General features: G+C 30.3%; 23 protein-coding genes. 6 read left to right on the top strand and 17 right to left on the bottom strand.

All coding sequences use genetic code 11. The annotated features are described in order from the left end of the window. Nucleotides 1-37: 37 nt before the first annotated feature. Entirely contained in the window at nt 38-772 is a 735-nt protein-coding gene (locus ACH5TX_RS09160; protein ID WP_439339204.1) for a LytR/AlgR family response regulator transcription factor, read from the bottom strand. Continuing rightward, nucleotides 773-2,935, bottom strand: a complete 2,163-nt coding sequence (locus tag ACH5TX_RS09155; protein WP_439339203.1) for a tetratricopeptide repeat-containing sensor histidine kinase — start codon at nt 2,933-2,935, stop codon at nt 773-775. 206 nt (nt 2,936-3,141) lie between these two features. On the opposite strand from ACH5TX_RS09155, the gene ACH5TX_RS09150 reads away from it, so the two are divergent. Then, nucleotides 3,142-4,299, top strand: coding sequence for a vWA domain-containing protein (locus ACH5TX_RS09150; RefSeq protein WP_439339202.1), 1,158 nt, complete (start codon nt 3,142-3,144; stop codon nt 4,297-4,299). A 33-nt stretch (nt 4,300-4,332) separates the two neighbouring features. On the opposite strand, the gene ACH5TX_RS09145 is transcribed toward ACH5TX_RS09150, so the two are convergent. After that, nucleotides 4,333-5,337 (bottom strand): PorP/SprF family type IX secretion system membrane protein, encoded by a 1,005-nt coding sequence (locus ACH5TX_RS09145; RefSeq protein WP_439339201.1) that lies wholly within the window; start codon nt 5,335-5,337, stop codon nt 4,333-4,335. A 173-nt stretch (nt 5,338-5,510) separates the two neighbouring features. On the opposite strand from ACH5TX_RS09145, the gene ACH5TX_RS09140 reads away from it, so the two are divergent. The 5 genes from ACH5TX_RS09140 to ACH5TX_RS09120 all read left to right on the top strand — a co-directional run bounded on the left by ACH5TX_RS09140 (nt 5,511) and on the right by ACH5TX_RS09120 (nt 10,118). Beyond that, nucleotides 5,511-6,413, top strand: coding sequence for a NifU family protein (locus ACH5TX_RS09140; RefSeq protein WP_439339200.1), 903 nt, complete (start codon nt 5,511-5,513; stop codon nt 6,411-6,413). A gap of 90 nt (nt 6,414-6,503) precedes the next feature. Beyond that, complete coding sequence (locus ACH5TX_RS09135; RefSeq protein WP_439339199.1) at nt 6,504-6,704, top strand: dodecin family protein; 201 nt, start codon at nt 6,504-6,506, stop codon at nt 6,702-6,704. 144 nt (nt 6,705-6,848) lie between these two features. Further along, nucleotides 6,849-8,885 carry a thioredoxin domain-containing protein gene (locus ACH5TX_RS09130; protein ID WP_439339427.1) on the top strand — a complete coding sequence of 679 codons (2,037 nt, stop codon included), beginning with the start codon at nt 6,849-6,851 and terminating at the stop codon, nt 8,883-8,885. Next, nucleotides 8,882-9,217 (top strand): DUF1304 domain-containing protein, encoded by a 336-nt coding sequence (locus tag ACH5TX_RS09125; protein WP_439339198.1) that lies wholly within the window; start codon nt 8,882-8,884, stop codon nt 9,215-9,217. Before ACH5TX_RS09130 ends, ACH5TX_RS09125 begins: the two co-directional genes overlap by 4 nt. 85 nt (nt 9,218-9,302) lie before the next feature. Then, nucleotides 9,303-10,118: a mechanosensitive ion channel family protein gene (locus ACH5TX_RS09120; protein WP_439339197.1), complete on the top strand. Its 816-nt coding sequence runs from the start codon at nt 9,303-9,305 to the stop codon at nt 10,116-10,118. Here ACH5TX_RS09120 and tsaB read toward each other — a convergent pair. The 14 genes from tsaB to cyoE form a co-directional block, all read right to left on the bottom strand. Further along, nucleotides 10,115-10,795 carry a tRNA (adenosine(37)-N6)-threonylcarbamoyltransferase complex dimerization subunit type 1 TsaB gene (gene tsaB, locus ACH5TX_RS09115; RefSeq protein WP_439339196.1) on the bottom strand — a complete coding sequence of 227 codons (681 nt, stop codon included), beginning with the start codon at nt 10,793-10,795 and terminating at the stop codon, nt 10,115-10,117. The genes ACH5TX_RS09120 and tsaB overlap by 4 nt on opposite strands. Before the next feature lie 102 nt (nt 10,796-10,897). Continuing rightward, a complete protein-coding gene (locus ACH5TX_RS09110; protein WP_439339195.1) occupies nt 10,898-12,274 on the bottom strand; it encodes a TolC family protein in 1,377 nt (458 codons plus the stop codon). Further along, entirely contained in the window at nt 12,243-13,376 is a 1,134-nt protein-coding gene (locus ACH5TX_RS09105) for an efflux RND transporter periplasmic adaptor subunit (RefSeq protein ID WP_439339194.1), read from the bottom strand. The genes ACH5TX_RS09110 and ACH5TX_RS09105 overlap by 32 nt, the downstream gene beginning before the upstream one ends. 12 nt (nt 13,377-13,388) lie before the next feature. Continuing rightward, a complete protein-coding gene (locus ACH5TX_RS09100) occupies nt 13,389-14,633 on the bottom strand; it encodes an ABC transporter permease (protein ID WP_439339193.1) in 1,245 nt (414 codons plus the stop codon). A 2-nt stretch (nt 14,634-14,635) separates the two neighbouring features. Continuing rightward, nucleotides 14,636-15,865: an ABC transporter permease gene (locus ACH5TX_RS09095; protein WP_439339192.1), complete on the bottom strand. Its 1,230-nt coding sequence runs from the start codon at nt 15,863-15,865 to the stop codon at nt 14,636-14,638. Then, on the bottom strand, nt 15,858-16,559 hold the full coding sequence (locus ACH5TX_RS09090) for an ABC transporter ATP-binding protein (RefSeq protein ID WP_439339191.1): 702 nt from the start codon (nt 16,557-16,559) through the stop codon (nt 15,858-15,860). The genes ACH5TX_RS09095 and ACH5TX_RS09090 overlap by 8 nt, the downstream gene beginning before the upstream one ends. An 88-nt stretch (nt 16,560-16,647) precedes the next feature. After that, nucleotides 16,648-16,866, bottom strand: coding sequence for a hypothetical protein (locus ACH5TX_RS09085; RefSeq protein ID WP_439339190.1), 219 nt, complete (start codon nt 16,864-16,866; stop codon nt 16,648-16,650). A gap of 1 nt (nt 16,867) precedes the next feature. Further along, entirely contained in the window at nt 16,868-17,395 is a 528-nt protein-coding gene (locus ACH5TX_RS09080; protein ID WP_439339189.1) for a DUF420 domain-containing protein, read from the bottom strand. Next, nucleotides 17,388-18,134, bottom strand: coding sequence for an SCO family protein (locus ACH5TX_RS09075; RefSeq protein ID WP_439339188.1), 747 nt, complete (start codon nt 18,132-18,134; stop codon nt 17,388-17,390). Before ACH5TX_RS09075 ends, ACH5TX_RS09080 begins: the two co-directional genes overlap by 8 nt. A gap of 20 nt (nt 18,135-18,154) precedes the next feature. Further along, nucleotides 18,155-18,874: a hypothetical protein gene (locus tag ACH5TX_RS09070; protein ID WP_439339187.1), complete on the bottom strand. Its 720-nt coding sequence runs from the start codon at nt 18,872-18,874 to the stop codon at nt 18,155-18,157. A 97-nt stretch (nt 18,875-18,971) separates the two neighbouring features. Beyond that, nucleotides 18,972-19,352: a cytochrome C oxidase subunit IV family protein gene (locus ACH5TX_RS09065; RefSeq protein WP_439339186.1), complete on the bottom strand. Its 381-nt coding sequence runs from the start codon at nt 19,350-19,352 to the stop codon at nt 18,972-18,974. Between the two features lie 53 nt (nt 19,353-19,405). Beyond that, nucleotides 19,406-20,392 (bottom strand): cytochrome c oxidase subunit 3, encoded by a 987-nt coding sequence (locus tag ACH5TX_RS09060; protein WP_439339185.1) that lies wholly within the window; start codon nt 20,390-20,392, stop codon nt 19,406-19,408. Nucleotides 20,393-20,540: 148 nt separating this feature from the next. Further along, complete coding sequence (locus ACH5TX_RS09055; protein ID WP_439339184.1) at nt 20,541-21,122, bottom strand: cytochrome c oxidase subunit 3; 582 nt, start codon at nt 21,120-21,122, stop codon at nt 20,541-20,543. Nucleotides 21,123-21,124: 2 nt separating this feature from the next. Further along, the gene (cyoE, locus tag ACH5TX_RS09050) at nt 21,125-22,018 is read right to left on the bottom strand and encodes a heme o synthase (RefSeq protein ID WP_439339183.1); all 894 of its coding nucleotides are present in this window, start codon (nt 22,016-22,018) and stop codon (nt 21,125-21,127) included. Nucleotides 22,019-22,101 lie beyond the last annotated feature (83 nt).

The following is a 22,101-nucleotide window of genomic DNA, read 5'->3' as shown; positions in this document are numbered from 1 at the left end:
TGAGATTCCCGTCTTCACGGGAATAACAAAAAAATACTTACTTAAAATATGATAATAAATCTGATTTCTTTGATGCAGATACCATAATTTCTTGTCCGTTACTTAGTATCACGCTTCCTCCTTTTCCTTTTAGGTATTTAACCACTTCGTTTACGTTTACTAAATACGATTTATGTACACGTACAAAATTAGCATTGTTTAGAGCGTCTTCAAAATATTTCAGTGTTTTACTTACCAGTTTCTTCTTATTATTATTTAGGTAAATATCTGTATAATTATCATCGGCTTTACAATACAAAATATCGGCTGTATTAATAACTTCAAATCCGTTTTGTTGAGGGATGGTTATTTTACCATGAACACTATTTGTTTTTGGTATTAAAACCTCATCTTGAAGCGCGTCTTCTTTCGTTTTAATTTCGGTAACATAATCGACGGCTTTTATAAGTTCGTCTATAGAAATAGGTTTCATTAAATAATAGGAAGCATGCGCATTTAAAGCATCAATTGCATAATGATTATAGGCCGTGACAAATATTGTTTCAAAATTAACATCACCAACTTTATCTAATAAATCGAAAGCATTTCCATAAGGCATTTCTACATCAAGAAACACCAGATCTAAATCGTTATTCCTAATTAAAACTAAGGCCTCTTCAATGTTTGATGCTTCTCCTATAACATGGACATTGGGGCAATATTTTTTGAGATAATTTTTTAAAATATCTCTACTTGTTTCTTCGTCTTCAACTATGATTGAGGTTAGTTTCATTTAATCCTTTTTAAGTGTTACAACAACTTTAGTACCTGTATCTTCTTCATCTTGAAAATCGTCAATAAACACATCTACTTTATCTTTATACATATCATTTAAAATAGAAACCCGTTTTTTAATATTACCCATGCCTTTTGAGTTTTGTTTTTGCTGATTCTCAGTTTTTAAAGCTTTCGATTTTTGTCGCCCAATACCATCATCGGTAATTGTAATAACAATTTCATCTGTTTTAAATTGTGTAATACTTATTTCTAAAAGCCCTTTTGTTTTCTTATAACGCAACCCATGCCAAACGGCATTTTCAATGTAAGGTTGTAAAAGCATTGGTGGAATTACAAAATCGCTAATATTAATATGCTCATCAACATGAATATTATAATCAAACTTATCTTGAAATCTAAAATGTTCTAATTTGGTATATAATTGCAAGAGTTCTATTTCTTTTTTTAACGGAATAAAATCTTCTTCGCTATTTTCTAAAACAGCACGCATGAGTAATGAGAAATCGGTTAAATATCTATTAGCTGTTCGCTCGTCATTAGAAGCTATAAAGCTATTTACCGAGTTTAATGCATTAAAAATAAAATGTGGATTCATTTGACTTCTCAAACTTTTTAAAGCCAATAAATTATTTGCTAAACGTTGTTGTTTTATATATTTTATCATTAAAAAAGCTGCAATCAACAATAAAATTAAACCGCCAATTAGTGAATAAATAATTAGCTTTTGTCTTTTTGCTTGCTCTGTTGTTAATTGATATTTACTTTCAGACAATTCTCTATCGCTTTCTAAGCTTGTAATTCTATTTTGTTTACTTACAATGTCTTTACTAAATCTGGCTGCTTGCGATATTTCTTGTTCTTTTTTAATATAAACTTTGTCTACAAGACTTACGTATTCTTGATAAATACTTAATGCTTTTTTATAATCTCCTGCATCCCGATATACATCAGATAGTTTTCTGGTGGCATCTTTTTGTACAATAATATCTTCCTTTTTATCAGCTTCAGCAATACTTTTTTCTAAATAAGAAATAGCATTAGGAAAATCATTTTGTAAGGCATAGGCATTACCTATTTTATAGTTCTGTTTTTGAATTGTTAATGGACTTTCATTATCAATAATAGAATCTTTTAATTCACTAATAGTATTTAAGGCTTCTTTTCTTAATTGAATTTCATCAGAATAATTACTATTTGCATTTTCAAAATCTGCTACTTTAATTTTCTCTTCAACAGATCGTTTTTTGTTTTCTGTATTAGCTAATTTTAATGATTTTTTAAAATAACCTTCTGCCTCATCAACCTCCCCTTTATCATTATAAGTTTGAGCAATTTTTGAGTTTAAATCGGTTATTTTAGGTGTAATTAAATGTTTTTGTGCTAACTTCAATCCTTCTTTATATGACTTAACAGAAAGCTCGTAAGACTTTGTTAAAAGATACACATCTCCTAATCCTTCATACAAAGACACTAATTGCCAATTAGAAAGTTCCTTTTTATTAATATCATTATAGGTTTGTAAACTTTCTTGATAGTTTTTATTGAGCTTATAGGCGTTAGCTAGCTTTAAATTAACGGCATTAGTTTCTCTATTTTGAATACTAATTCTATAATTTGAAACAGCTAAATCGTATTGTTTCCAGTACATATAAATATCGCCTAAAACCTCATAAGCTTCACTATTATCCTTTACAGAATTACTTTCTAATAAAGCATCAGCTACAAATTGAATACTTTTTTTTGCATCTTTCTTTAAATAAGTATCGGCAGAATCTATAAGCGATTTAAATATTGGAATTCTAGATTTTGAAAATTTGCTTTTATACTTATCAGATTTATTCGGTTGCACTTCTACTATAATACGGTCATTACTTTGTATGGTATAATAAACGGTTTCAAAATCTTTATGTCTAATAGTAAGTTCGTCTCCCTTTTTTACTTCTATTCTAAAATCTCCAAACATATCGGTAGTTGTATACCCACCTCCATTAACTTCAATATTTACATTTGGTATAGCATCTCTGGTATCGCTTTCAATTACAGAACCTCTAACCGAAAACCTTGGTTCTATCGTTTCATTGGCATTTTCTTGCGCAAAAAAAACAGTGGTACTAAATACAATACCTATAAACCATATATGTTTTAAAAATAATTTCATCTACTATTTTATATTGATAAACTTACGCACTTTACTTGGTATATTAAAATGAATATGACACAAAAACAGCTCCATATAGACCTAAAAAGTCTGCTTTACACATTCAAAAATTCACTTTACTCATTTATACGTCTACTTCACTCATTTTACTTTTTTTATAGAAAAGGTTGGTTTTAGTTTTACAGTATTAATCAAAAAACAATCTTATGAAAACACATTTTAAAACATTCCTATTTAGCATCGCTTTAATAAGCCTTACAGCTTGTCATGCTAACAACAAAAAACAAGCTATTAATACTCCTGAAAACAAAACCATCAATCACACCCCAAATAAGCAGTATATTAAAGTAGCGCTATTACTAGACACCAGTAATAGTATGGACGGGTTAATAGACCAAGCCAAAGCACAACTTTGGGAAATAGTTAATGAGCTATCTTATGCTAAATGTGGTAATCAAAAACCTAATTTACAAATTGCTTTGTATGAATATGGAAACGACCGATTAAACGGTGATGAAGGCTATATTAAAAAAGTATTAGCATTTAGTGATGATTTAGATGAAATATCTAAAGAATTATTTTCATTAACTACTAATGGAGGCGAAGAATATTGCGGACAGGTTATACAAACATCATTAAACCAATTAAATTGGGGTAATAATCCTGATGATTTAAAACTAATCTTCATTGCTGGTAACGAGCCTTTTACACAAGGGAAAACAAATTATAAAGATGCTTCTACAAATGCTAAAGAAAGAGATGTTACTATAAATACTATTTTTTGCGGTGATTATAACCAAGGTATTTCAAGTTCATGGAAAGATGGCGCACAATTAACGAATGGTGATTATATGGCCATCAATCAGAACCGTAAAACCGTATATATTGCGTCTCCTTTTGATGATGAAATTCTTATTTTAAATAAAAAATTAAATAAAACCTATGTTATTTATGGTTCAAAAGGAAAAGACAAAAGAGCATTACAAGCAGAACAAGATTCTAAAGCAGGTTATTTAAGTAAATCGAATGCTGTAAGTAGAACAGTAAGTAAAAGTTCGCATTTATATAAAAACCAAACTTGGGATTTAGTAGATGCTGAAACACTAGATGAAGTTGTTATTGAAGACCTTAAAGATGATGTTTTACCAGAAGAACTTAAAGGAAAATCGGCCAATGAAATTAAAGCTTACGTTGATACAAAACGAAAAGAACGTGAACATATTCAAAAAAAGATTCAAGAATTAGACGCAAAACGTAAAGTCTATATTGCTGAACATAAAACAGAAAACACAAATGGTTTAGAAAATGCCATGACTAAAGCTATTAAAGAACAGGCTAAAAAGAAAAAATATACTTGGAAATAATATAAAGAGGCTCGTTTTTAAAAATGGGCCTTTTTAATTTACAGCAGGACAATTACAGCTATACTTTTCTCGCTTACAAGCAAAATTATACCCTAAAGTAAATTGATGGAAGCCACCACTAGTAAATACTACAGAATTATTTTGATAGGTATAGTTGTAAGCAAACATAAACTCATTATAATTTACTCCAATAATTGGTGTTATTTGCTGCAATTTTTGACTATCAACAGCTCCTGAACTAGTTAAAAATTGAGCACCATCAAAACTTGTTCTATATGACAATCCGCCCCAAATCTTTCCAAAATCCATTTGTTTGTATGCTTTGGCATTAAAATCTATAGAAGCTTCTTTTGTTCCATCTTTATATTGAAACATTATAGAAGGTTCATAACTCCATGTACTTCCAAACTTCCCAAAAACACCTCCTACAGAAAGTAAATAACGTCTCAAATTACTAGTAATTTCTATATCGTTATTAACGCCAGCATTTTTAAGCACATTTTTTACTGTACCATGTACATAATAATCTAAGTAATTGTATGAGAACCCGAAATCTATATTAAAGTTTGTAGCACTTTGTACAATACCTTCAATAATTGGATCTGGTCCATCAAACAAAAAAGTAGTTTCATCTAGTTTATATTGAATAACACCAGCGCTTAAACCAAAAGAAAGCATATTTAAATCTGCTGTACTTCTAGAAAACATTAAATGATGTGCATAGGTAAAATATGCTCCAGATTGTGAGTGATACCCATTTTTATCAGTATATAAGATACCTCCAATTCCAGAAGGAGAATCTCCTATTCTACCATTAATGTTCATTGTTAAAAGCTTGGGTGCATCATCCTGTCCAAACCATTGTTGGCGAGCTGTTAATCTTACTTTAGAACAATTTGCAGCACCAGCCATAGATGGATGAATTAAATAGTAATTATCTGTAAGATAATCTGTATAGATAGGCAATCCCTCTTGGGAAAATGCAATGTTTGTTAAGAACACTGCTATAGCTAGTAGAAAAACATTTTTTAACTTCATAAACTTATAACAAGGTAGGTTAGGTTTTATATAAACGTCTTGATTATTAAAAAATTACACATAAAAACAATAAAGGTTAGCTCGTTATTTTCAACCTTTAAAAAGGGCAACAAAACTCAAATATATGGATATCTAAAGTTTTCTTTTAGTATTTTTGTAAAAAATTAGTTAAAATGAACACTTTCAAGGTTTCTGTTAAAGAAACAACCAATAATGCCATAATAAAGTTTGAAATAAATCAATTTATAACGCAACATCAAAGCTTTGAATTTAATAATATAGACGAAGCTAAAACATCGCCTTTAGCACAACAATTATTCTATTTACCATTTGTAAAAAAGGTTTATATCTCTGGAAATTTTATAGCTGTAGAACGCTATGATATTGTTGAATGGAACGATGTAAAAAATGAAGTTGCTGAACAAATTGAAGCCTATTTAAATGATGGTGGCATCGTAGTTGAAAACACAGCTGAAACTAAGAAAACAGCTGTAACAGTATATGCTGAAAGCACTCCGAATCCATCGGTAATGAAATTTGTTGCAAATAAAAAGATAGTAACAGCACTTTTTGAATTTACCTCAATTGATAATGCTAAATTATCGCCACTTGCTACGGAATTATTTCACTTTCCGTTTGTAAAAAGCGTATTTATTGATGAGAATTACGTGTCTATTACTAAATACGATATAGCAGAATGGCAAGATATTACAATAGAACTTCGCGAATTTATTAGAAGTTATATAGAAGAAGGAAAAGATATTGTATTACCTGAAGCAGCTGAAACGCTTAAAAAGACAGAAACACATATAGATTCTCATTTTGAAAGTCTTGATGATACATCTAAAGAAATAATAAATATACTTGAAGAATATGTAAGACCAGCGGTAGCAACTGATGGTGGAAATATTCAATTTATATCTTATGATGCCAAAAGTAAAAATGTAAGTGTGATGCTTCAAGGTGCTTGTAGTGGTTGTCCATCATCTACATATACTTTAAAAAGCGGAATAGAAAACACTTTAAAACAAATGCTACCTGGTAAAATAGAAACCGTTGAAGCTATTAATGGCTAAGACAATGTGACTTTTTACTTTTTAATGTGTCAAAAAAGAAGTTGTCTCTAACAAAAGAGACTTTAATTTTAATAATTAAAAGCAGAAATTATGGCAGTATTAAAAGTAATAGAGATTTTATCTAATTCAGAAAAAAGTTGGGAAGATGCTACTAAAAAAGGAGTAAAGCACGCTTCTAAAAGTTTAAAAAATATTCGTTCTGTATATGTTCAAGATCAAAGTGCTAGTGTAAAAGACGGAGAAGTAACAGAATTTAGAGTGAATTTAAAAATCACTTTTGAAGTAGAATAACTACTTATAAAAAATCATAAAAAAGCGTTCATAAACTGAACGCTTTTTTTATACCTAAATTTCGCTAACTTTGAAACCATGAAGTATTTACAATTACTATTATTAGCAGTCCTTATTAGCTGTAACGGGCAAAATTCAAAATCAATGGATCATAAATACACCAACGATCTTATAAATGAAACCAGTCCGTATTTATTACAACACGCTCACAATCCTGTAAACTGGAATGCTTGGAACGATAAAACTTTAGAAAAAGCAAAAGCTGATAAAAAATTAATACTCATTAGTGTTGGTTATGCAGCTTGCCATTGGTGCCATGTTATGGAACATGAAAGCTTTGAAGATAGCTTAGTAGCCCAAGTAATGAACAAAAACTTTATTAATATAAAAGTAGATAGAGAAGAACGTCCGGATGTAGATCAGGTTTATATGAGTGCTGTTCAACTCATGACAGGAAGCGGCGGTTGGCCAATGAATGTTATTGCCTTACCTGATGGTAGACCTGTTTGGGGAGGTACTTATTTTAAGAAAGAACAATGGCTAGATGCTTTAGATAAAATTTCAAAATTATATACTGAAAAGCCTGAAAAACTTTATGAATATGCCGATAAATTAGAACAAGGTATTAAATCGCTAGATGTTGTTGAATTAAATACAGACGAACCTGTTTTCGAAAAAAATGATATTGATTCTGCTGTTAATAATTGGTCTAAAGAATTTGACAACAATTTGGGAGGCGCCAACAGATCGCCTAAATTTATGATGCCTAATAATTATCATTTTTTATTAAGGCAAGCTTATCAAAATAATAACGAAGAATTACAAACCTACGTAAACCTAACCCTTACAAAAATGGCTCATGGAGGTGTTTTTGATCAAGTTGGTGGTGGCTTTTCTAGATACTCAACCGATACTAAATGGCATGTGCCACATTTCGAGAAAATGCTTTACGACAATGCGCAATTAGTTAGCTTGTATGCAGATGCTTACCTCATCACTAAAAATGAATTGTATAAAGATATTGTTACTCAAACTCTAGAGTATATTGAGCGTGATATGACGACAGAGAACGGCGCTTTTTACTCTTCTTTAGACGCCGATAGCAATAATACAGAAGGTCATCTTGAAGAAGGTGCTTTTTATGTTTGGACTAAAAACACTTTAAAGGTCATTTTAAAAGATGATTATGAATTATTTGCTGACTATTACAACATTAATGATTACGGACACTGGGAAGCTGATAATTATGTTTTAATTAGAAAAGACAATGATGCTTCAATCATAAAAAAACATAGCATATCCAATACCTTTTTAAATGAAAAAGTAAAAGAATGGAAATCTACACTTTTAAAAGAACGAAATAAAAGAGCAAAACCTAGATTAGATGATAAAACACTAACTTCTTGGAATGCTTTAATGCTTAAAGGTTATATAGATGCTTATCGCGTATTAGAAAATAACGATTATTTAGCTACTGCAGAAAAGAATGCCAACTTTATTATTAAGAATCAATTGCGAGAAGACGGCGGATTAAACCACAGTTACAAAGATGGTAAAAGTGCCATAAATGGATATTTAGAAGATTATGCTGCTACTATTGATGCATTTATTTCACTTTATGAAAACACTCTAAATGAAACATGGCTTAACACCGCTAGAGATTTATCAAACTACACATTCGATCATTTTTATGATGCCAATAGCAATATGTTCTTTTTTACTTCTAATCAAGATAAATCTTTAGTTTCTAGAAGTATTGAATATAGAGATAATGTGATTCCTGCTAGTAATTCTATCATGGCTAAAAATCTATTTAAGTTATCGCATTACTTTGATAACGAACACTTCTCAAAAACCGCCATGACCATGTTAAATAATGTGAAACCAGAAATACTAGAATACCCATCGGGATATTCTAATTGGTTAGATTTAATGTTAAACTATACGAATCCTTATTACGAAGTAGCCATTGTTGGAAATGATGCAAAACAAAAAATAATGGAGTTAAACAAAACCTATATTCCTAATAAACTTATTGCAGGAAGTTCTTCAGAAAGTAAAATGCCTCTATTAGAAAACAGATTTTCTCCAAACGAAACCTTTATTTACGTATGTGTAAACAGAGCCTGTAAACTCCCAGTTTCTGAAGTAAACCAAGCTATAAAATTATTAAAAGAATGAATACAATAACCATCTTTTTAATAGCCTTAGTTGCTTTAGAACATTTTTACTTTTTAATATTGGAAATGTTTTTATGGACCAAACCAAAAGGCATGAAATCATTTGGGTTAAAATCTAAAGAGTTTGCAGAACAAACAAAAGTATTGGCAGCTAACCAAGGTTTGTATAATGGCTTTTTAGCTACAGGCTTAATATTCGCTATCATTCAAAATGATATAAAAATTGCTATATTTTTTCTTATTTGTGTGACTATCGCAGGTATTTATGGGTCTTATTCCACAAAGCAAATTAAACTATTTATATACAAGCCGTTCCTGCTATATTCGCTTTAATAAGCTGTTTTTTTTAGTAGAATTTTCAAGGCTAAAAATTATAATAGTTTTAATTTTGTATATCTAATTTAACTTTAAAATTTATATGAATTTAGAAAACATTGACACAGAAAAATGGATTGAACTTGCATTGCAATATGGGCTAAAAATTATTGGAGCTATTGTTATTTGGATTATTGGTTCATGGGTTATAAAAAAACTTATAAAAACCACCAAAAAATTAATGTCTAAAAAAGACTATGACGAAAGCTTACAAAAATTTTTATTAAACTTATTAAGTTGGATTTTAAAAATCGTTTTAATTGTTGTAGTACTTGGTACTATGGGAGTAGAAACCACTTCGTTTGCTGCTATTTTAGCTGCTGCTGGTTTAGCAATTGGTATGGCATTACAAGGTTCGTTAGGTAATTTTGCAGGTGGTGTTTTAATCATGATTTTTAAACCTATTAAAATTGGTGATTTAATTGAAGCTCAAGGAGAACTTGGTGTTGTTAAAGAAATTGAAATTTTTACAACCAAACTTACGGGCTTATCAAATAGAGAAATCATCATTCCAAATGGATCATTATCAAACGGAAATATTATTAATTATACTACTGAAGGTACGCGTCGTGTAGATTTAACGTTTGGTGTTAGCTATGATTCTGATATTAAAAAAACCAAAGAGGTTCTAATGAATGTTTTAACATCGCACCCTAAAGTTTTAAAAACACCTGAACCTACTGTTAATGTATCTGAGTTAGCAGATAGTTCAGTAAACTTTGCAGTAAGACCTTGGTGTAATGCTGCTGATTATTGGGATGTATACTTTGATGTTACCGAAAATGTAAAAGAAGCACTTGATACTGCAGGTATTGAAATTCCTTACCCACACCAAGTTGAAATACACAAACAAGCTTAATTTTTAGGTTTTGGCTTTAAAGCCACAAAATCTTTTAAATAATAAGGCTCAAAATAAGCGACATCTTCGGTGTCGCTTTTTTTGTATTTATTATAAGCTAATAAACCCATTTCGTTTGCAGATGGCAATTTATCTTCAATAAAAATGGCATTCTGGTGATTGATTAATCCTTTTGTTTTTTCAACACCATTACCTATAAAATAAACCTTTCCTTTTTCAAGATAATCTGTAAAAGATGTTTCATCTAAAATTTGTGCTTCTGTATCTCTTACTTGGTTATAATTCGCATCGAATATAGCCGAATATACTTCCATTCGTCTAGCATCTAACATGGCTACAATAACACCATCATTACATGTCACTTGGTGCGCCAAAGCTTCTAGTGTAGAAACCGATATTAACGGTTTTTCTAAAGCAAAACAAAGTCCTTTTGCCGATGAAACGCCTATACGTAAGCCCGTATAAGACCCAGGGCCTTTACTTATGGCTATAGCGTCTAAATCTTTTGCATCAACCTTAGCGTCTTTTAAAATATCATCAATATAAACATGCAATCTTTCGGCATGCGAATAGCCTTTATCGTAATCTTCTTTTAAAACAATTGTTTCACCGTCTTTTGAAAGTGATACCGAACAATTGGTTGTTGCTGTTTCTATACTAAGAATTAATGTGCTCATGTTAACTTCAAATTATTCCATGCAAAACTATCACTTTGTTCTGATATTTCCTCAACCAAAGAACTATATCACTATGATTTCAATTTTGTTAAAATAAAAAATCTAATTGGTTAACGATTTTCCCATGTAAAAATCTAAAACTTTGGTTTTAAAAACAAAATCATATTTAGCATTTATTAAAGACGATTGCGCATTTATTAATCGCACTCTAGCTTGATCTAAATCAAAAGAAGTCATAACTCCTATATCATAGCGTTCTTTTGAATTATTAAAGGCTAATTCTTGTGATGCTAACGATTTTTTTGCTGCAGAAAAAGCTTTTAATGCCGCTTGTGCATCAGTATATGCTCGCTGTATATTAGACTCTAAATCTAATTTTGCTTGATCTAAACTTAACTTACTATTCTCTTCTTGAATTTTAGATTTAGCTACAGCTGTTTTGTTTTGAAACCTTGAAAAGATAGGAATATTTACATTTAAATTAACGCTATGTGATTTTTGATTATTCAATTGATCTAAAAAAGCTTCTTCATTTTTAGTTAAATTTGAATAAAATGCATTCGTATTAAAACCATATCCTAATGATACTGTAGGCAGAAAACCACTTTTAGAAATTTCAGTATTTAAATGAGCATTTTCAATATTTTTTTCTGCTACTTTAATTTCATTTCTATTTTTGTTTGCATAATCTAAAATTGGAGTAATATTATTATATAATAATGATTCCGAAGGACTATCTATATTTATAATTTCAACATTAAAACCATTAAAAGGTACTTGTAATAGTTGAGATAGTGTAAGTAATGACAAATCATAATTATTCTCAGCAATAGTTACCTTTTGTGCATCACCACTTAAGGTTGCTTCTGCATCATAAATATTTGCTCTAGGTTGTACTCCTGATTCAACTAAGTTTTTTACTTGATCTAATTGTTGCTGACTAAACTTAAATTGTGCATTAGCTGTTTCAAGGTTTTCTTTATTAAATAATACATTTAAATAGGCATTTACTACGTTTAAAGAAATATCATCCTTAATTCTATTTAATTCTATTTTACTAATTTCTAAATTTAACTTAGATTGTTTATACAAATTCATTAATCTAAATCCGTTAAACACTGTTTGGTTTGCACCCAATCCAAAACTTGCACTATTAGTTGTTCTATCTACAACTACTTGACTTTGACCTATATCAATTCGCTGTGTACCAACACCCAAATTATATCCAGCACTACCACTAACAGATGGCAAAAACTGACCTTTTGAAGCAATAATATTTTGCTCGTTAGTTAACAATGTATTTTCTCCCTGCTTTACTTTTATATTGTTTTCAAGGGCATAATTTACACACTCTTGTAATGTCCATTTTTTTTGTTGTGAAAATGACGATACACTTATTAATAATAGTATGACAATAAAATAATTCTTCATATTAGGATTTCTAAAATTAATCTCTGCGTCTTTTATTTTCGTCTTCATCTTCATCATCCTTTGAAGCTTTGTTCCAGACTTTTATCTTATCACCTTCTTCAACACCTTCTGTTATTTCAACATTAATTCCATCAGACAATCCTAACTTAACATTTACTTTTTCGTATTTTCCATCTTCTTTTTGTACTTCAACAAAAGGCTTTTCCGTTATTCTATTATATTGAAGTAAAGCTTCTTTAATAGCAAAAACACTGTCTTTACTTTCAATATCTATTTCGGCATTAGCACTATACCCTGCTCTTACATTTGTTGAAGCATCAATAGTAACGTTTGCTTTAACAGTAAACTGTACAGCTCCATTTTCTTCTATTCCTTTAGGTGCAACAAAGGTTAATTTTGCTGGAAACTCTTTGTCATTTATAGCCCCAAGTATCACTATAATATCTTTGCCTTCTTCAAGTTTACCAACTTCAGCTTCATCAACTTTACCTTCAAAAATCATATGACTCATATCTGCAATGGTAGCAATGGTTGTTCCTGCATTAAAATTGTTACTTTGAATAACTTGATCGCCTTCTCTAACTGGAATTTCTAATATGGTACCAGGGATTTGAGCAACAATATTTGTGTTTGCAGAACTACCGCCAGAAATAGATCCACGTTTTATAATTTGATAATCGTTCTGAGCTTGTCCTAAAGATTCTTTAGCTTGATTGAAAGACAACTCACTGTTTTCAAAATCTTGCTGAGAAATAACACCTTTTTCAAATAATGCCTTATTTCTTTCATATAAAGTTTTAGCATTATCAAAAGATAACTTAGATGATGAAATTCTACTCTTTGCACTTACTAAGCTTTGTTCGTTAGGTACGACTCTAATTTTAGCAATTAAATCACCCTTTTTAACAAGATCTCCTTCCTCTACAAGAATTTCATCTACAATACCTGAGATTTGAGGTTTTAATTCAATTTCTTCTTCTGGATTTAATTTTCCTGTCGCTACCGCTTTTGTATTTATAGACGTATAAAAAGGTGCTTCTACTTTAAAATCTTCTACACTTTTAGAGTTGGCATCTTTAAAATACTTTAGTACAAATGCTAGTAGTAAAATGGCTACTAATATTAAAATAATTTTTACTGTTTTGTTCATTTTTTTGATTGTTTATTCTTCTCTTAATGCTTCTATAGGTTTTATACTTGTGGCTTTAAATGCAGGTATTAACCCAATTAAAGTACCCAATACGACTAATATGACTAAGGCTATAAATACGACTGCTATAGATACCGATGCATTTACTATAACAGCATCACTACCTTGCCCGAAAGCGCTATCTATACCTATTAAAATCCAACCTCCAGTTATAATACCTACTAAACCTGCCACCAACGTTAAAAACACTGCCTCGACTACTATTTGCCTTTTTATTTCAAATGGTGTAGCTCCAAGCGCACGTCTTACTCCTATTTCTTTCGTCCGTTCTTTTACTGTAATAAGCAATATATTTCCAATGGCGAATACCCCTGCAATTAGAGTAGCTATACCTACAAACCAGGTTAAAAATTGCATACCAATTAAAAAGCCTGTTACTTTTCCAAATTCTTTACCAGCATTAGCGCTTCCAAAAGCACGGTTGTCTTTTGGATGAATACCGTTTAAATTTTTTAATAATAAGGTGGCATCTTTTTCAATTTGAACAATATCATATTCTGGTTTTCCTGTAATCATCATCCAACCAATTTTATCGCCTTGATTATAAATTTGTTGAAATGTTGTAAACGGTATATGGATATCTATGGGTGGCCCCATATTTATATTTGAAACTTCAAATAAACCAATAACTTTAAAATTAATACCATTTATTTGGATGTATTTCCCTATAGGATCTTCATCTTTTTGAAATACTTGCTTATAAATATCTTCAGATATAACAGCTATTTTCTTTTTATCATTAATATCATTTTGATTAATAAAGCGCCCATGAATAAGTTTTTTCTTTTCAACTTTATCTAGCAATGGATAATCGCCTGCAACACTAAAACTTCCAGAAAGAAATTTTCTAACAACAAGTGCCTGATTCTGATTTCTAGGAACTACAAATTCAATACCTTCAACATTTTCTTCAACTTTTTTAGCATCAGTTAATGATAACCTTACTCGTTTCCCTTCTTGAAAACCTTTAAAAGGCTTACTTGTAGTTTTTCCCCAAATAAAAACACTATTGGTAGCAAAATCACCAAATAAACGATTAAATGAATTTTCTAAACCTCTAGCGGATCCTAAAAGTCCTATTAACAATAAAATTCCCCACCAAACACCTACCATAGTAAGTATTGACCTTAGTTTGTTTTTACTAAAGCTATCAAAAACTTCTTGCCAAGTATCTCTGTCGAATAAAAATTTAAACATAATTAATCGTTTCTTAGTGCTACAATGGGTTTAATTCTTGATGCCTTTTTTGCTGGTAAATAGCCGGCAAGCGTTCCTGCACCTATTAAAGTAAGAGTTGCACCTATTACCAAACTATTGCTTACTCCTGGGTCTTTTATAAAATACGTTTCTAAACTTGGGCCTACGAGTTCTAAAACCCCTACACCTAATAACAAGCCAACATAGCCAGCAATAGCTGTAATAAGAATAGATTCTAATAAAACAATAAAAACAATAGATCTAGGAGAAGCTCCTAATGCTTTACGAATGCCTATTTCTTTTGTTCGTTCTTTTACAATAAAAATCATAATATTACTTACACCAACAATTCCTGCAATTAAGGTTCCGAAACCTATTACTAAAATAATAACCGTTAGTCCAAAAGTCATTTGACCAACAGCTTTAGTGCCTTCTGCCATATTACGCACTCTAATGGCTCTCTGATCGCTTTTTGCTACAGAAAATCGATCTTTAAGCTTATCTGTAATTAAATTACTAAACGATAAAGCTTCATCATAACTCATTTCTGGATTATAAGTAAGGTTTATTTGATCTATATAATCGTTATTCCCATATACTTGCTGCGCCGTACTTATTGGCATATATATTCTTCGTTCTTCATTATCGCCACCATCATCAGCAAAAACACCAACTATTTTATAAAGCACACCACTGAGGTTTATATACTTTCCTAATGCAGTTGTTTTTACAAACAAATCTTCTTCAACCAATCTTCCTATAACAACAACTTTTGTTTTGTTTTTTATATCACTTTGATTAATATAACGTCCTTCAAAAGTTTTAGTTTTCTCTAAAAATTGATGATCTGGATGCACAGCTCTTAAGTCATAAGTACTTTGTTCATTTCTATAAGAAGCAGATACGTTTTTATAAATCCTACCTGTAATAAACTCTACTTTGTTACCAAATTCGTCTTTTATATAATTATAATCTTCGTTCTTAAATTGGATACGCCTGTTTGCCTGAAGTCCTTTTGAAGCTTTAGTTGTTCTTCCAGAATTAATAAATATAGAATTTGTTGCGTCATCAACAAAAGCCTCTTTAAAGGTGTTTTGTAAACCGTTTGCAATACCAAAAAGAATAGTAAATAATAAAATAGCAAACGCCACAGTAAAACCAGAGAGTAAACTTCTGGTTCTGTTTTTGTTAATACTTTGAAATATTTCCCTCCAAAGGTCTAAATCAAACATATTGTTCTGCTCTAACTTGATTTACTTTTTTATCTTCCATGATAACACCATCACGAAGACGTACAATTCGTTTACACATATTAGCAATATCTTCTTCATGTGTTACCATTAAAATGGTTTTTCCTTCATCATTTAATTGCTGAATGAATTCCATAATTTCGTAAGATGTCTTGGTATCTAATGCTCCTGTTGGCTCATCGGCCAATAACAATTTTGGGTTTGCAGCCAAGGCTCTTGCTATAGCAACACGTTGTTTTTGACCTCCAGAAAGTTCTTTAGGTAAATGATCTGCCCAATCTGCTAGTCCTACTTTTTCTAAATGAAATAATGCTAACTCTTGACGTTCCTTTCGTTTTAAGCCTTGATAATAAAGTGGTAAAGCCACATTTTCTAAAGCATTCTTATAATTAATTAAGTTGAAAGATTGAAAAATAAATCCTAAAAACTTATTTCTGTATACGGCTGCTTTCTTTTCGGTAAGATCTTTAATAGGCAAACCATCAAGAATGTATTCACCCTCTTCAGCTACATCTAGCATACCTATAATATTTAGTAATGTAGATTTCCCTGAACCCGAAGAGCCCATGATTGCTACCATTTCTCCTTCTTCTACAGAAAGATCAATACCTTTTAAAACATGTAAACTAGAATCTCCTATTTGATAGGATTTGTGAAGTTGTTTTATTTCTAACATTTCTTGATTGATTAATTAAGTTCTAGAACTTAAAGGTTAGACTATTAAAACAAAGAAATGTTACAAATGTTATACTAAAAAATTTTTATTACTTTTTTAACGTATTATACTTCCTATAAATAAAGTAGCCAATTCCTGCTATAAGAATATAGGGAATAGCCATGAGGTAAACAATGCCGTCATTAATCCCCTCTGCAGCTGTTTGGCCTTCTTCACTTTCTAAAACAGCACGACACATAGCGCACTGTGCATTAGTCTCTATAAAAAAGAGAAAAGAAAAAAGAAAAAAGAAAATTTTACGTTTCATCTTAAATATAATACGGTGAAATCATGATATAAACAATAACGCCAGTAACAGCAACATACAACCACAAAGGAAATGTGATTTTTGCTATCTTTTTATGTTTTTCAATATTATTTGTTATTGCTCTTACATAAGTTATGAGTACAAACGGAATAACTGTAATTGATAAAACAATATGACTTATTAGTATGAAATAATACAAAATTTTATAATCACCTCCATAACTTGTAGAATTGCTAGTCATATGATACAAAACGTACATAACTAAAAACAAAACCGATAATATAATCGCAAATTTCATGAGTTTTTCATGCAGTTTTCTGTTTCCTTTTTTAATTTGAAATACAGCTAAAACTAAAACTAATGAAGTAATACCGTTAATAGTTGCATAAATTGGTGGTAAAAACACAGGCAACTCTAAATCTATTTTTACACCAAAAAGAATAGCAACAGCAGCAGGAATAACTATTGATAAAATAATAATTAATTTATTGTATTTTTTGTCGTCTAATATTTCTTTTGAATTACTCATTTAGCAACTTTTTTATATCTTCTTTTAATGCACTAATTTGTTCTGTTTCTCCATCATCATCTACTTTTTCTTCTTCTGAAGCAATACCTCTATAATAAATAATTGGGTTTCCAAAATCATCTTTTCTAGAGCGAATAAAACCATTTTTATCTATAAGAGCAAAGTTTCCTGAATGCTCGAAACCTCCAGCTGATTCATCCCCTTCACCCACATAAATATTAAAACCTGTGTTAGATAATTTATAAATAGCATCCTTATCGCCACTCATTAAATTCCAATTTGGGTTAGTTACTCCATATGTATCGGCGTAAGCTTTAAGAATTTCTGGCGTATCGTAATCTGGATTTATAGTAAATGATGCCACACCAAAATTATCAAAATCTTTAAATGCATTTTGAACTTGAATAAGATTTGCATTCATTCTAGGGCAAATAGTAGGGCAGGTTGTAAAAAAGAACTCAACCACATAAACTTTACCTTCGTAATCTTTATTAGTTATTATTTTACCATCTTGATTCGTGAATGAAAAAGCAGGTACTTTTTTAGGTTCACCATTAATTTTAATAAAAGATAAATCTGAAAGTGTTGTTTTTTTATCATCGGCAAAATCGCTTCTACTTTCATTTCTAATAACATCGCCATTAGTAATTCTATCAACTATTTTTGGAATAAAAATGATTCCAAAAACCAAAATAACAAAAGCAATACCTACATACGAATAATTAGTTTTTTTACTCATTTCTAAAATTCTAACTTCTATTAATTATCATTATTACCGTTTAAATCGCTTGCTCTTCGAGTATCAGAGTTAAATTCTCCTTTACGTTTTTGCCTATATTCTGTAAATAAAATACGTAAGTCATCACTCATTTTATTTTTAATTTCAGCCACTTCAATACAATCGTAAGAGTTTAATCTATAAACTGGTTTCTTACTTTCTAATTCATTATCTGTTCTATCATCTAATCGTCCTCTTTGATTTAAATCCTTATCAACTACAAATACATGTCTTGATGATAAATCGGAGCTTAAATCGCTTTTACTTTTCAGACTAAAATACACTTGCTGAATTGCTTTAGGTGTTCCAAAAACAAAATGCCAAAATCTTAAATCTTCATAAGAACTAATATCTTGTTTAAGTTTTTTAACAGCATCTTCTGTACCATTTGGCATTAGAATAACTATTTGAAATTTTTTAAAACCTTTAAATTTATCATAAACCAATTCTTTTAAATTTAAAGCAACCGTGTTACTTGTTGCAGGGTTATTACCAAAGAAACCTAATACGGTAATATGATCTTTTAAAACTATAGGCTCATTAGAATCTGAAGAAAATGATTCTAAATCTAAAACCGATTCGTTTACAATATCTAATGGCGTATAATTATGTGTTGCAGGATATAATATCAACAAAAACGACACAGGAAGGAAAAATAATATTCCTAAAATTACATACCTACTTACTTTCTTATAATCCATTAAATAAATGTATTTCTATTGAATAAATACAGAAGTGCAAAAATAAAAAAAGACGGTTTAAAAACCGCCTTAATATATCTATTTAACTATTATTTAGTTAAAAATCTCTTTTAATAAATCCATTATCATATACTCTAAAAACGTATCCGCCTTCTTGTAATAAAATGAATATTAAATATAATACTAAGAATATTGCTATCCATACAACAGCACGTCTTAATCCTTTAGTTTCATCACGCATGTGCATGAAATCCCAAGTAATATAATATGCTTTTACTAAAGTTAGTATAATAAAAACCCAGTTAAGAGCTTTCATACCTAAAACCTGCCCCATTAAAACTTCTGGTTTATATATACCAAGTACAACTTCTATAGCCGTTACAAAAGTTAAAAAGATTAAAACACCCCAAATTTTTTGAGTATTAGATTTAAACTTCCAAAGCCCTCTAAATATTTCTAATTTATGTTCGTGTGCCATTTTTTATGCTTTTAAAATCCCGATTATTTAGGAATAAAAATATTATTATATAATTAAACTAGGTAGAAGAATGTAAATACAAATACCCAAACTAAATCTACAAAGTGCCAGTATAAACCAACTTTCTCTACCATTTCATAGCTTTTACGTCTTTCGTAAGTTCCTAATACCACATTAAAGAAAATAATGATATTAATTACAACACCTGAAAATACGTGAAAACCGTGAAACCCTGTAATAAAGAAAAAGAAATCTGCAAATAATGGCGAACCATATTCATTTACATGTAAATTAGCTCCTTCTACAACAGCTTTTCCATTAGCCTTTAATTGTTTTAATGATGCTTCTCTAGATAAAACTGTTTTCTCGCCTTCCTCATTTATAACTTGAGTTCTAACTAACACATTTTCATGCGATTCTAAACCATGAATAACTTCATCAACAGTATAAGTTGGTAATGCTTCTTCACTAGTAAACCATAAACCGTTTTTTCTTTCATGCTGACCTCTTTCTGCATGCGCATCGGCTACAACAAAATCTCTAAGCGCTACACGATGACCATCGGTATCTACAAATTGAAGAATATTTCCTCCTTTTGTTTGAACAGCTCCATAATCTCCTTGAATAAATGTAGCCCATTCCCAAGCTTGAGATCCCACAAATATTAAACCACCAATAATGGTTAAAAACATGTAGACTGTTACTTTAGCTTTATTTAAATGATGTCCAGCATCTACAGCTAATACCATAGTTACAGACGACATAATAAGCACAAATGTCATAAATGCTACATATATCATTGGCAAGTCTTGACCATGTAAAAACGGAACGTGCGTAAACACTTCATCTGCAATTGGCCATGCATCAATAAACTTAAATCTTGAAAATCCGTAGGCTGCTAAAAAGCCTGAAAATGTTAAAGCATCTGAAACAATGAAAAACCACATCATCATTTTTCCATAACTTGCCTTTAACGGTTGATCGTTACCGCCTCCCCAAGTTTTGCCTTCTGTTCCAGTAGTTACAACTGTAGTACTCATATACGTTGGTTATTTTTTAAGTTGCACAAAAATAATCATTTTATTTATCTGACGAAATATACAACCGTAAATTTTAAACTATGATAAATGTTAGTTTTATTGAATTTCTCTATTATTTTTTTTAAAATTTAATAACAGAGCTAAAATACTATCTAACAAAATATAAAAACAGGAATAGATAAACCCAAAGTATATCTATAAAATGCCAAAATGTGCCTGCTAATTCTAACCCTAGCATATTAGTGGCATTATACTTTTGTTTAAAATGATTATAAATTACAACCAATAAACAAATCAACCCAACAACAACGTGTAAAACATGTACCAATGCTATTAAATAAATATAAGACATGGTTACATTACTTGTTGGTCCGGTAAAATTATACCCCAAATCAATTATTTGTTGAAAACCAGAAAACTGATTAAAAATAAAAGTAACACCTAAAATAAGTGTTACTACTAACCAAATAGTTGTAGCGTTTCTATTTCCTTTTTTTAAAGCCGATTTTGCTAATAAAAAAGTAACACTGCTTATAAGAATAACAACTGTACTAATTATAAAAGCATTCGGTAATTGAAAATCTTTTAACCAATCTGGTCTAGAACTACTAACAACAAAAGCACTCGTCCATCCTGCAAACGACATAATAAGTGAAATAATGCCAAACCAAAGCATCATTTTTTTTGCTCTACTATTTTTTTCTTCTGGAGTTCCTTGAGTTAAATCCATGATTAACTTATAAATTTATCGACAACATAAACAATTTGAATTAGTGTTATATATAAAACACTAGCCAACATCAATTGTTTTGCAGCCTGTTCTGTCATTTTTTTAAATAATTGAATCGCATAATACAACATACCTAACCCTAAAATAAAGACTAGAATAGCTGCTATTATTGATAGATGTAAATCTCCTGTAAAACCAAATACAGGAATAATAGAAACAAGTATCGTCCAAATAGTATACATCATAACTTGCACTGCTGTTCCTTTATCTTGCTTTCCTGTTGGTAGCATAAAAAATCCACCTTTTTTATAATCTTCAAACAAAAACCAACCAATAGCCCAAAAGTGAGGAAATTGCCAGAAAAACTGTAATGCAAATAAAGTCCCTGGTTCTATTCCAAAATTATCTGTCGCAGCTACCCAACCTAACATAAAAGGTATAGCACCAGGTATAGCTCCAACAAATACAGAAATAGGTGTTTTTGTTTTTAATGGTGTATAAACACAGGTATATATAAAAATAGAAATAGCCCCAAACATGGCTGTTTGCTTATTAATAGTATATAATATAATAATACCTAATAATGTAAAAATAGAGGCGATAATAAAAGCAGTGTTAACCGACATGCGTCCCGCAGGAATAGGTCTGTTTTTGGTACGATCCATTAAAGCATCTAAATCTTTTTCAATAATTTGATTAAATGCATTAGAAGCACCTACCATAAAATAACCTCCTAAGGCTAGTAAAATTAAGGTTTTAAAGTCAACCGTTTCTACGCCCAATAAATAACCAGCAATAGATGAAAAAACCACACTTAATGCCAAACGCATTTTTGTGATTTCTTTAAAATCTGAAATTACAGAAGGTTCTGATAATGAAGTTTTTGAATTACTCAATATGTCTTTTGCTTAATCGCTTTTATATTGCGAGTGCAAAGATACTTTATAAAACCATTTTGAGCAATGCTTTTTAAAGGTAA

Origin of the sequence: Thalassobellus citreus, assembly GCF_044385915.1 — a bacterium.
GTDB lineage: Bacteria > Bacteroidota > Bacteroidia > Flavobacteriales > Flavobacteriaceae > Thalassobellus > Thalassobellus citreus.
This window is presented reverse-complemented; position numbering and strand designations above follow the sequence as displayed.

Excerpts from the sequence above, each read along its gene's own strand:
- ACH5TX_RS09110 (WP_439339195.1), bottom strand. The coding sequence starts at position 12,274 with ATGAAGACGAAAATAAAAGACGCAGAGATTAATTTTAGAAATCCTAAT.
- ACH5TX_RS09120 (WP_439339197.1), top strand. The coding sequence starts at position 9,303 with ATGAATTTAGAAAACATTGACACAGAAAAATGGATTGAACTTGCATTG.
- ACH5TX_RS09135 (WP_439339199.1), top strand. The coding sequence starts at position 6,504 with ATGGCAGTATTAAAAGTAATAGAGATTTTATCTAATTCAGAAAAAAGT.
- ACH5TX_RS09105 (WP_439339194.1), bottom strand. The coding sequence starts at position 13,376 with ATGAACAAAACAGTAAAAATTATTTTAATATTAGTAGCCATTTTACTA.
- ACH5TX_RS09130 (WP_439339427.1), top strand. The coding sequence starts at position 6,849 with ATGGATCATAAATACACCAACGATCTTATAAATGAAACCAGTCCGTAT.
- ACH5TX_RS09150 (WP_439339202.1), top strand. The coding sequence starts at position 3,142 with ATGAAAACACATTTTAAAACATTCCTATTTAGCATCGCTTTAATAAGC.
- ACH5TX_RS09075 (WP_439339188.1), bottom strand. The coding sequence starts at position 18,134 with ATGAGTAAAAAAACTAATTATTCGTATGTAGGTATTGCTTTTGTTATT.
- ACH5TX_RS09125 (WP_439339198.1), top strand. The coding sequence starts at position 8,882 with ATGAATACAATAACCATCTTTTTAATAGCCTTAGTTGCTTTAGAACAT.
- ACH5TX_RS09055 (WP_439339184.1), bottom strand. The coding sequence starts at position 21,122 with ATGGATTTAACTCAAGGAACTCCAGAAGAAAAAAATAGTAGAGCAAAA.
- ACH5TX_RS09070 (WP_439339187.1), bottom strand. The coding sequence starts at position 18,874 with ATGGATTATAAGAAAGTAAGTAGGTATGTAATTTTAGGAATATTATTT.
- ACH5TX_RS09140 (WP_439339200.1), top strand. The coding sequence starts at position 5,511 with ATGAACACTTTCAAGGTTTCTGTTAAAGAAACAACCAATAATGCCATA.
- ACH5TX_RS09160 (WP_439339204.1), bottom strand. The coding sequence starts at position 772 with ATGAAACTAACCTCAATCATAGTTGAAGACGAAGAAACAAGTAGAGAT.
- ACH5TX_RS09095 (WP_439339192.1), bottom strand. The coding sequence starts at position 15,865 with ATGTTTGATTTAGACCTTTGGAGGGAAATATTTCAAAGTATTAACAAA.
- tsaB (WP_439339196.1), bottom strand. The coding sequence starts at position 10,795 with ATGAGCACATTAATTCTTAGTATAGAAACAGCAACAACCAATTGTTCG.
- ACH5TX_RS09085 (WP_439339190.1), bottom strand. The coding sequence starts at position 16,866 with ATGAAACGTAAAATTTTCTTTTTTCTTTTTTCTTTTCTCTTTTTTATA.
- ACH5TX_RS09155 (WP_439339203.1), bottom strand. The coding sequence starts at position 2,935 with ATGAAATTATTTTTAAAACATATATGGTTTATAGGTATTGTATTTAGT.
- ACH5TX_RS09145 (WP_439339201.1), bottom strand. The coding sequence starts at position 5,337 with ATGAAGTTAAAAAATGTTTTTCTACTAGCTATAGCAGTGTTCTTAACA.
- ACH5TX_RS09090 (WP_439339191.1), bottom strand. The coding sequence starts at position 16,559 with ATGTTAGAAATAAAACAACTTCACAAATCCTATCAAATAGGAGATTCT.
- ACH5TX_RS09065 (WP_439339186.1), bottom strand. The coding sequence starts at position 19,352 with ATGGCACACGAACATAAATTAGAAATATTTAGAGGGCTTTGGAAGTTT.
- ACH5TX_RS09060 (WP_439339185.1), bottom strand. The coding sequence starts at position 20,392 with ATGAGTACTACAGTTGTAACTACTGGAACAGAAGGCAAAACTTGGGGA.
- ACH5TX_RS09080 (WP_439339189.1), bottom strand. The coding sequence starts at position 17,395 with ATGAGTAATTCAAAAGAAATATTAGACGACAAAAAATACAATAAATTA.
- ACH5TX_RS09100 (WP_439339193.1), bottom strand. The coding sequence starts at position 14,633 with ATGTTTAAATTTTTATTCGACAGAGATACTTGGCAAGAAGTTTTTGAT.